This is a genomic window from Methylobacterium sp. J-092 (assembly GCF_022829325.1).
Classification (GTDB): Bacteria; Pseudomonadota; Alphaproteobacteria; order Rhizobiales; family Beijerinckiaceae; genus Methylobacterium.
In genome coordinates this window covers 1-9,300 of the sequence record NZ_JAKSXU010000057.1, presented here as the reverse complement: position 1 = coordinate 9,300, position 9,300 = coordinate 1, and the positions used below count along the sequence as shown (strand labels likewise).

Annotated in this window: 11 protein-coding genes and 1 pseudogene; 9 read left to right on the top strand and 3 right to left on the bottom strand. The window is 71.5% G+C overall.

Going from position 1 to position 9,300, the window contains the following annotated elements:
- Positions 1 to 186 (bottom strand): annotated as a pseudogene (locus tag MKK60_RS05590) (sugar transporter); the annotation flags it as partial.
- Positions 187 to 456: 270 nt separating this feature from the next.
- Between MKK60_RS05590 and MKK60_RS05585 the strand changes: the two are divergent.
- The 8 genes from MKK60_RS05585 to MKK60_RS05550 all read left to right on the top strand — a co-directional run bounded on the left by MKK60_RS05585 (position 457) and on the right by MKK60_RS05550 (position 7,373).
- Complete coding sequence (locus tag MKK60_RS05585) at positions 457 to 1,746, top strand: alpha/beta hydrolase (protein WP_243984212.1); 1,290 nt, start codon at positions 457 to 459, stop codon at positions 1,744 to 1,746.
- 147 nt (positions 1,747 to 1,893) lie between these two features.
- Positions 1,894 to 2,391, top strand: coding sequence for a gluconokinase (locus tag MKK60_RS05580; RefSeq protein WP_147842290.1), 498 nt, complete (start codon positions 1,894 to 1,896; stop codon positions 2,389 to 2,391).
- Positions 2,388 to 3,194 carry a Cof-type HAD-IIB family hydrolase gene (locus MKK60_RS05575; RefSeq protein WP_243984209.1) on the top strand — a complete coding sequence of 269 codons (807 nt, stop codon included), beginning with the start codon at positions 2,388 to 2,390 and terminating at the stop codon, positions 3,192 to 3,194. Before MKK60_RS05580 ends, MKK60_RS05575 begins: the two co-directional genes overlap by 4 nt.
- 146 nt (positions 3,195 to 3,340) lie before the next feature.
- Positions 3,341 to 4,306, top strand: a complete 966-nt coding sequence (locus MKK60_RS05570) for a lytic transglycosylase domain-containing protein (RefSeq protein ID WP_243984207.1) — start codon at positions 3,341 to 3,343, stop codon at positions 4,304 to 4,306.
- A gap of 311 nt (positions 4,307 to 4,617) precedes the next feature.
- Positions 4,618 to 5,523 carry a helix-turn-helix transcriptional regulator gene (locus MKK60_RS05565; protein WP_281406289.1) on the top strand — a complete coding sequence of 302 codons (906 nt, stop codon included), beginning with the start codon at positions 4,618 to 4,620 and terminating at the stop codon, positions 5,521 to 5,523.
- Between the two features lie 206 nt (positions 5,524 to 5,729).
- Positions 5,730 to 6,587, top strand: coding sequence for a serine O-acetyltransferase (gene cysE, locus MKK60_RS05560; protein ID WP_243984205.1), 858 nt, complete (start codon positions 5,730 to 5,732; stop codon positions 6,585 to 6,587).
- A gap of 132 nt (positions 6,588 to 6,719) precedes the next feature.
- Complete coding sequence (locus MKK60_RS05555) at positions 6,720 to 6,935, top strand: DUF3126 family protein (RefSeq protein ID WP_147728559.1); 216 nt, start codon at positions 6,720 to 6,722, stop codon at positions 6,933 to 6,935.
- Between the two features lie 108 nt (positions 6,936 to 7,043).
- Positions 7,044 to 7,373 carry a DUF6949 family protein gene (locus tag MKK60_RS05550; RefSeq protein ID WP_147842284.1) on the top strand — a complete coding sequence of 110 codons (330 nt, stop codon included), beginning with the start codon at positions 7,044 to 7,046 and terminating at the stop codon, positions 7,371 to 7,373.
- Positions 7,374 to 7,382: 9 nt separating this feature from the next.
- Here the strand turns inward: MKK60_RS05550 and MKK60_RS05545 are convergent, their stop codons facing one another.
- Positions 7,383 to 8,072, bottom strand: a complete 690-nt coding sequence (locus tag MKK60_RS05545) for a transglutaminase-like cysteine peptidase (protein ID WP_409567371.1) — start codon at positions 8,070 to 8,072, stop codon at positions 7,383 to 7,385.
- A 306-nt stretch (positions 8,073 to 8,378) separates the two neighbouring features.
- Between MKK60_RS05545 and MKK60_RS05540 the strand changes: the two genes are divergently transcribed.
- The gene (locus MKK60_RS05540) at positions 8,379 to 8,723 is read left to right on the top strand and encodes a hypothetical protein (protein WP_243932331.1); all 345 of its coding nucleotides are present in this window, start codon (positions 8,379 to 8,381) and stop codon (positions 8,721 to 8,723) included.
- 3 nt (positions 8,724 to 8,726) lie between these two features.
- Here the strand turns inward: MKK60_RS05540 and MKK60_RS05535 are convergent, their stop codons facing one another.
- Positions 8,727 to 9,272: a transglutaminase-like cysteine peptidase gene (locus MKK60_RS05535; protein WP_243984214.1), complete on the bottom strand. Its 546-nt coding sequence runs from the start codon at positions 9,270 to 9,272 to the stop codon at positions 8,727 to 8,729.
- Positions 9,273 to 9,300: the final 28 nt, after the last annotated feature.

Below are 9,300 nucleotides of genomic sequence, written 5' to 3'. Positions count from 1 at the left end.
GCGCCCGCGCAGGGCCTCGATCACCGCCGGGGTCACGTCCACCAGCTCGTAGCGCGCCAGCAGCCCCTCCGGCGTCGACAGCTCCGCCCCCGCCTCCACGGCACGCGCCGTCGGACCCGAAGCCGGGAGAACCGAGCAGCCCGACACCGCGAGCGCAGTGAGCAGGAGGAGAGGGAGGACGCGCATCCAGGATCGCCTGATCGTTTTCGAGGCTTCGACGCCTAGCCGAACGGAAGCCCCCTGTCCGTAGCGGGGCGGACACACTGAGCCGCGCAGGCCCGGATCGAGGGTGATGATCCCCGCTGCACACACGAAGCCGTCGCGATCCGATGGTCGAAGGGCAGGGGATGCCGCCCGCCGGAAGCGCGATCTGGTTTTCGCACAAATGAAGCTCTATGGGATGGCAATCGAGCCGCCCCGCGATACATCGCACGACTTGGAAAAACTTCCTCGCTCATGAGGCTGCCCCTCTCCTACACACCGCCGGACTTGCAGGCCGAGCGGCCCGGCACGGTGCGCCGACGGCACGTGTTCTTCATTCCCGGCTACGACCCGGAGGCGCGGACCCGCTATCGCCTCCTGTTCGTGCGCGAGCTCCTCCGGCACGCGAAGCGGTTCGGCGATCCGCGGCCCGACATCTCCCCGGCGGTCCTCAGCCCGGACGGCCTCGTCCAGAGCTGGACGGTCGGTCCGGGCCGGGACCCGGGGCGTGCGGCGACGTCCTACGACGTGCTGCTCTGGGACGACCTCGTCGCGCGGGATTTCCGCCGGCCGCGGGTCCTGAGCGTCCTGCTGCTGGTCGTCGGCACGCTGCATGCCCTGCTGCGCGGGCTGATCTTCCGGTTCTACCGGCTCAACTGGCTCTACGGGAACGTCGTCATCTACCCGTTCGTCATGGTCGTACTGCTCACGGCCCTGTCCGCGGCGATCGGGACGATGGTGCACGCCCATCTCGGCGACTGGTTCGGGCACAGCCTCGGCTGGCCGCCCTGGGTCACCCTGCCCCTCGCCGTCGTCGCCGGGATCGCCTGGATCGTCGCGATCGAGGCGCTGCTCAACCGGTTCTTCTTCTGGCAGCTGCTGAACGACTGGGTGTTCAACTGGCAGCACGGAAACGGCTGGCGGCGCGACTACGCGGAGCGGCTCGAGGTGTTCGCCGACCGCGTCCTGGCGCGGATCGCCGAGGCCGAGGCCAGCGGCGAGCGGCCGGACGAGGTGATGATCGTCGGCCATTCCACCGGCGGCCTCACGGCCGCGGAGGTCGCCGCCCGGATCCTGGCCCGCGCCCCGAAGCTCGGGGCGGACGACATGGCCCTCGCCCTGGTCACGCTCGGGTCCGGCCTGCCCCTCGTCGCCGCGCAGCCCTTCGCCGATCACGTCCGCGCCGAGGTCGCCACGCTCATCGCCTCGCGCCGGATCGTCTGGCTCGACGTGCAGGCGCCGCAGGACTGGATGAACTTCCCCGGCTTCAACCCCGTGCTCGACCTCGACCTGCCGCTCGCCGGCGGCCCGATCGCCAACCCGCTGGTGCGCTCCGCGCAGGTGCGCGACATCCTCACGCCGGAGACCTACGCCAAGGTCTGCCGGAAGCCGTTCCGGATGCATTTCCAGTTCCTGATGTCGAACGAGCGGCCCGGCCCGTACGACTATTTCCGGATGGTGCTGGGGCCGCAATTCCTCCGCGACCGGGCGGTCCGCCCGATCGTCGCCGACCTTCAGCCCGGCCTTCGAAAGGGCGCCGGCTGAGACGCGGCCGTTCCCCCCTCGGGCGGGCGGCGTGCTATCCGTCCGCTGCGATCCCGCCGCCGAACCCGAACCCGGAGCCGCAGCCCCGTGAGCCTGTCCCGATCGAACGACCAGGCGGGGCGGCCCGCCGCGCAGGTGCTCGTGGTGATGGGGGTCTCGGGCTCGGGCAAGAGCACGGTGGCCGCGCTGGTCGCCGAGCGGCTCGGCTGGATCTTCGTCGACGGCGACAGCTTCCACACGCCCGAGCACGTCGCCAAGATGCATGCCGGGCTCGCCCTCGACGACGCGGACCGGGCGCCCTGGCTCGCCTCGATCGCGGTCTGGATCCGGCACCGGCTGGAGCGGGGCGAGTCCGGCGTGATCGTGTGCTCGGCCCTGCGCCGCGCCTATCGCGAGGTGCTCACCGGCGGCTCGCGGCGGGTGCGGATCGTCTACCTCGACGGCAGCCGGGCGCTCATCGCCGGCCGGCTGGCGGGTCGTCACGGGCATTTCATGGCGCCGGCGCTCCTCGACAGCCAGTTCGCGATCCTCGAACCGCCGACCGCCGACGAGCACCCGATCGTCGTCGGGATCGACGATCCCCCCGAGACGGTCGCGGAGCGGGTCGTCGCGCAGATCCACGGGACCGGAAGTGAATCCGCATGAGCGCACGGCGCATCGACCTCGTGATTTCGGACGTCGACGGCACCCTCGTCGGCACCGACAAGAGCCTGAGCCCGGGGACGATCGCGGCGGTGGCGCGCCTGCACGCCGCCGGCATCGGCTTCACCGTGGCGTCCGCCCGCCCGCCGGTCGGCCTGCGCGGCCTCGTCGAGACCCTGGCGCTCCGCCTGCCGATGGGCGCCTTCAACGGCGCGACGGTGGTCGGCCCGGACCTCGTTGTGATCGAGGAGCGGCTGATTCCGGAGGCCACCGCCCGGGATGCGGTCGACCGGCTCGTCGCCGCGAAACTCGACGTCTGGGTCTTCGCCGACGGCTCGTGGAGCCTGCGCGACCCGGCGGGGGCCTATACGGACCTCGAGCGCCGGACCCTCGATGCCGAGCCGAACGTGGTCGCCGACCTTTCCCCCCTGCTGGGCCGCGCCTCCAAGCTCGTCGGCGTCAGCCGGGACCACGCGCACCTGGCCGCCTGCGAGGCCGAGATCGGCGGCGCCCTGGAGGGCCGCGCGGTCGTGCACCGCTCCCAGGCCTACTACCTCGACGTGACGCCGCCGGGCATCGACAAGGGCGGCTTCGTGGACTGGATGGCCCGGCATCTCGGCATCGCGCGCGACCGCATCGCCACCTTCGGCGATGCCGGCAACGACGGGGCGATGTTCGCGCGCAGCGGGGTTTCGGTGGCGATGGGCAACGCCGAGGAGGCGGTGAAGGCGGCGGCCACCGACCTCACCGACACCAACGATGCCGACGGCTTCGCCGAGGCGGTCGATCGGCTGATCCTGCCCTGACGCCCGGAGGGCGACGTCTGTGGCATGCCGGGCACAGGTCGGCGCCCCCGGTCTCGTCGCCCACCGGCGACCGCATCCGAGCCGCTTTCCGGCCTCATTTGACCCCGACCTAGCTTGACCAGAACAAGCGGGACCGGGTCTTCAGGATGCATCGACGCCTTCTCCTCGCCGCAGCTCTGGCGGTCGTGACCGTCCCGGCCATCGCGCAGGGAGCCCGCGACAACATCGATGCGCTGATCGAGCAGCACGCGAAGGCGAACGGCGTCCCGGCGAGCTTCGTCCACGCGGTGGTCAAGCGCGAGAGCAACTACAACCCGAAGGCCAAGGGCGGCAGCGCGCTCGGGCTGATGCAGATCAAGCCCGCCACCGCGCGCAGCCTCGGCTACCAGGGCGACGCCGCCGGCCTCCTCGACCCGGCGACGAACCTCAAATACGGTGTCGCCTACCTCGCCGGCGCCTACCGCACGGCGCAGGGCAACATCACGCAGGCCTACGGCTACTACAATCGCGGGTACTATTACGCCGCCAAGCGCCAGGGCATCTCCACCGAGGTCGCCTCCGTGGTCGCCCCGGTCGCCGCCTCGGCGAGCGCGGTCGCGAGCCTGTTCACCGGCGCCCCCCCGGCCGACACCAATTTCGCCGCCGCCAACGTCGCCCTGGCCTATGCGCCGACCGCGGCCGCAGCACCGGCCGAGACCGTCGCGGTGCCGCTGCCGCCCCGTCGCCCCGCGGCCTTCGGCGCCGGCGATTCGGTGGAGATGGCGAGCCTGCGGCCGACGCAGGATCCGGCGGCCGATCAGCCCCAGGCCGATTCGGCCGGCGCGGCCCAGACCGTCTCGGTGCCGCTGCCGCCGCGCCGGCCCGATGCCTTCGGCGCCCCGGTCCAGGTGGCCAGCGCCGACCTTTCCAACCTGACCCTCGCCGCGACGCCGGCAGCGCCGACGCCGGCCGCCGCCACGTCGGTCGATCCGGCGGCGGACACGGTCGCGGTGCCGCTGCCGCCGCGCCGTCCTTCGGCCGAGCGTCTCGCCGCCGTCGTACGGCCCGCGGCGCCCCGCAAAACGCCCGCCGGGGAGCCCGTCCTCGAAGCCACCGCACTCACCACCGAGTGAGAGAACCGAGCACATCGCGCGGGAAAACCGCACCCGTTGTCCCTACAACGATCGGCGCGCCGGGTTGACCGCGGGACCGCAGCGCAACACATACGGGGCGTCGGACGAGAGGACCGGTGAGGCGGACGCGTTGTGCGTCGCAGCATCGCAACCGCTCGAATTCCTTGAGACGAACAATCATGCACCGAGGGCAGGGGTGCGCCGGACGTCTCGCGAGAGATCGGGCGTGACCGGGTCATGGCCGCCCTCACGCGAGGTTCGCGGCGCATGACTTGCGTCGGGATGGCCGAGAGGCCGGTCTCGCGCTTGGGATCAATCGGAAAGCGGACGACGCCATGGCCGGCGCGGTGGAACAAGAATCACTCTTCCTGAACGACCTCGGTCGTCGGGTCCGCCATGCGCGCACGGTTCGCGGGCTGTCGCGCAAGCTGCTGTCGCAGACGTCGGGCCTGTCCGAGCGCTACATCGCCCAGCTCGAGGGCGGGCAGGGCAACGTCTCGATCATCCTGCTGCGGCGCGTCGCCGACGCCATGGGCGTGCGCCTCGACGACCTGATCACCGGCAACGACGCGATTCCGGATTGGCCGGTGCTGCGCGACCTGCTGGGGCAAGCTTCGCCGGCGCAGATCGCGGCCGCCAAGGAAGCGCTCTCCGGCGGCCCGCGCGACGGCAGCATGCCGCGCCCCCGCGTGGCGGTGGTCGGCCTGCGCGGTGCCGGCAAGTCCACGCTCGGGCGGATGACCGCGGAACGCCTCGGCTGGCCGTTCATCGAGCTCAACGCCGAGATCGAGCGCGAGAACGCGCTCTCGGTCCAGGAGATCTTCGCGATCTACGGTCAGGAAGGCTATCGCCGGCTCGAGCAGGCGGCGCTGCGGCGCCTGACCGAGCATCCCGGCCCGCTGGTGCTCGCGACCAGCGGCGGCATCGTCGCCGAGCCCCTGACCTACGACCTCCTTCTGCAGGCGTTCTTCACCGTCTGGCTCAAGGCGCGGCCGGAGGAGCACATGCAGCGGGTCCGCGACCAGGGGCACCTCGCCATGACCGGCGACCACGCCTCGGCGATGCTGGAGCTGCGGGCGGTGCTCGCCAGCCGCGAGCCGCTCTACGCCCGCGCCTCGGCGACGGTCGACACCTCCGACGTCCCCGTCGAGGTGATGGTCGATCGCCTGACGCAAACGATCGAGGCGCGCTTCCAGGCGCAGGCAGCGACCGCCTGAGGGTTGCAATGCCGTGCCCGGCGTCTCGCGACGACCCTTGATCGAGGGCCGGCGCCACCCCAAGCTTTCGGCGTGCGTCGGGCGACGACCGGGCATCGCCGGTCCGCAACCGACCCGTGATCATCCGTGACCCGGCGCGACCCGGCCGGGGCGCCCCGGCGCCGACCGGCCATCGGGCTTCGTCCCGCGCCACCGAGGAGCATACCATGACTGGCAGTCACGCCCTCGGGCGTCCCGTCGCCGACGGGCTCGCCGGCACCGTCGATCCGGTCTGGTCGCGCCTGCGGGCCGAATCCGAGGCGGTGATCCGCGACGAGCCCCAGCTCGCATCCTTCATCGTGGCGACGATCCTCAACCATACCAGCCTGGAGGGCGCGGTCTCGCACCGGGTGGCCGCAAGGCTCGGGCATCCTGCGCTGCCGTCCGAGCTCGTGGCGCATGCCTTCCACGAGGCGATCCAGGCGGACCCGCGCATCGGCGAGGCGTTCCGGGCCGACATCGTCGCGGTGATGGATCGCGATCCCGCGACCAGCCGCGCGATCGAGCCGGTGCTGTACTTCAAGGGGTTCCACGCCATCCAGGCCCACCGGCTGGCGCACCACGTCTGGAACCAGGGCCGGCGCGACCTCGCCCTCTACCTCCAGAGCCGGTCGTCCGAGGTGTTCCAGTGCGACATCCATCCGGCGGCGCGGATCGGGCGGGGCGTGTTCCTCGACCACGCCACCGGCCTCGTCGTTGGCTCCACCGCGGTGATCGAGGACGACGTCTCGATCCTGCATGCGGTGACGCTGGGCGGCACCGGCAAGCAGGGCGCCGACCGCCATCCCAAGATCCGCCGCGGCGTGATGATCGGCGCCGGCGCCAAGATCCTCGGCAACATCGAGGTCGGGGAATGCGCCCGGGTCGCCGCCGGCTCGGTGGTCCTGCGTCCGGTTCCGGCCCACACCACGGTGGTCGGCGTGCCGGCCCGCGTCGTCGGCACCGCCGGCTGCGCCGAGCCCGCCCGCGCCATGGATCAGCTCGTCAGCATCGACCAGTTCATCCACATGGCCGAGGGGATCTGACGCGGGCGGGCCGCCGCGCTTGCTCCACCGCCGAGGGCGTGGCAAGCGGTGGCCCGGCCGCCGGGCGGGCCGCCGATCACGGCGCGCATCGCCGAAGACACCCTGCATGAAGAACCCGAAAGGCTCGACAGCGTGACCAAGCCCGAAGTCGCGAAGCTGCAGGACTACCTGCGCCGCAAATTCGCCAATGCCAGCATCCGCATCGTGGCACTGAAGAACGGCGATTCCGCCGAGGTCTACATCGGCGAGGAGTCGATCGGCGTGATCTCCGACGACAAGGAGGACGGCGACGATTCCTTCGTGTTCCGGATGGCGATCCTCGACATCGACCTCGAGGAAGAGGCCTGAGGCCGGCGTCTCGCCTGTGCACGAATTAACGCTAACCCGCACAAGTGCTTAACGCTTCGTAAACATCCGGGCTAGACTGCACGCATCCTCGGATGGAGTGCGCGCGTCATGGTCCTCGCCCCCGCTGCCCTCGATACGATCCGGACGCTCTGCGTGGGCTTGGCCCTGTCAGGTTTGCTCGCGAGCGCGTTCGAGTTGTGCACGACGCGCCGCGCGAGCTTCAACCTGCTCGGGCTCGGCGGCGTCACCGCCGTCGCCGCGCTGCCGATGCTGGCCTTCGGCGCTCCGTTCATCATCCTGCGCAACACCCTGCGCGGACGCCGGATCGAGGGCCGCCCGATCCCGTTCGTGATGCTGGCGACGATCATCGCCTGCGGCTGGGGCCTGCTCTCGGGCCGCGTCGCCCTCGACCTCGCGGCCCTCGTCGTCGGCGCCTGAGCCGGGCCGTCAGCGGTTGGCCGTCGCCACCGGCGACGCGCCGCCGTCGAGCGTCACCCACGCCCGCCCGTCCTGCCCCTCGCGCTTGATGTAGGCGTATCCGGTGTTGCGCCACGACAGGATCGTGTTGGTCTTGTTGTCGAGGATGAAGTCGCCGCGGTCGGTGCGCACCATCAGCACCGCGTGGCCCTCGCCGATGTCGTCGATCACCACGGTCATCCGCAGGGCACGCCGGGGAAGCCCGCGCTCGATCAGCATCCGGCGCTTGAGCAGCTGGTAATCCTCGCAATCGCCGAACCCGTCATCCGGGAAGTCCCAACGGTCGACGACGCCCCAGTGCGCTTGGTCGGTGATCGGCCTGATCCGTGCGTTGACCCGGCGGTTCACGCTCGCCAGCGTCCGCCACAGGGCGGTGTTCATCGCGATGGTCGCCGGCTCGCGGGTGTCGACGTCGCATTCGGCCTGCATGCGTCGGCAGAACTCGGTCCAGGCCGCCACCGGCCGCGCCGCCGGCCCGGTCTCCACGGCGGTGGCCGCATCGGGCGGATGGGCGGCGATGCGCGGCTGGGTGGAGGCGCCCCCGATCATCAGGATCGTTCCGGCGAAGCCCAGGGCCGCGGCGCGTCCCGTGCGCCGCACCGCATCGCGCCATCGGATGCCGCCGAGGGCACCTGCCGCCTGGACAACCGCGTGCCGCATGCTCGATGCTCCGCCCTGCCGAAGCGCCCAAGCTGGCACGCTCCCGTCGGCGGCTCAATCGAAAATTAAGGGCGAATTAACCACGGCGGCGGCGAAAGGTTCCGATCCCGCGCGGTGATGTAAGGGCGCCACCCGCACATGCGCCATGGGTATGCGTGCCCTGCACGGTCGATCAGCCCTTGATTCCGGCGTGATTCGCGGCTTGAGACTGTGACACCGGCGTGACGGCGTGCCGGTGCCATGGGATCGGCATTCGAGGGTCCCAGCAAGACGCCGGCCAACGCGCCGCCAGGGATCATCGCAACCGTGTCGCAACCCCCCATCCATCTCATGATCCGGGCTCTCGCCGAGAACGGCGCCCCGGGGGCGATCGACATCGCCCAGCACGCGGTGGAGATGTTCCTCGCCGCCTCGCCCACCGACGCCGACCGCGCGCTCGCCGTCGACATCCTCCTGCGCGATCTGGCCAGCCTGCGCGGCGTCGCCCCCCACATCACCGCCTTCATCGGGCGGATCGAGATGCAGCTCGGCCGGATCCGCCGCGACGCCCTCAAGCGTCCGGCGCAGCGGCCCGTGCCGGCGGATGCCGAGATGACGGAAGAACCCGTCCCGTCCGAGGTCGAGGCCGAGCCGGCGCTCCAGGCCGCCTGAGCCTCAGCGGTTGGCGGTGGTGACTGGGGAGGTGACGCCGCCGAGGGAGACCCAGGCGACGGCGTCCTGGCTCTCGCGCTTGATGAAGGTGTAGCCGGTGCGGTGCCAGGGCAGGATCTGGCTGGTCTTGTTGTCGAGCACCAGGTCGCCGCGGTCGGTGATCAGGGTGAGCACGGCGTGGCCCTCGCCCTTCTCGTCGATGACCACGGTCATCCGCATGGCGCGGCGCGGCAGGCCGGCCTTGGCCAGCAGGCTGCGCTTGAGCAGCTGAAAGTCCTCGCAATCGCCCGAGCCGTCCTCGGCCAGGTCCCAATGGTCGGGAACGCCGAGGTGGTCCATGTCGGTCACCGGCGTCACCGTAGCGTTGACCCGGCGGTTGACGGCCTGGATCGTGTTCCAGATCGCCGGGGTCATGGCGATGCGGGCGGGCTCGGCGGGGTCGACCGCGCACTCGGCCGGGTAGCCCTGGCAGAAGGCGACCCAGGCGAGGATCGGCTTGGCGGCGCCGACCGACGCGGCGGCGATGGTGGGGGCGGGCAGCGAGGCCAGGGTCTGCGCCGCGACCGGGGCGACGGCG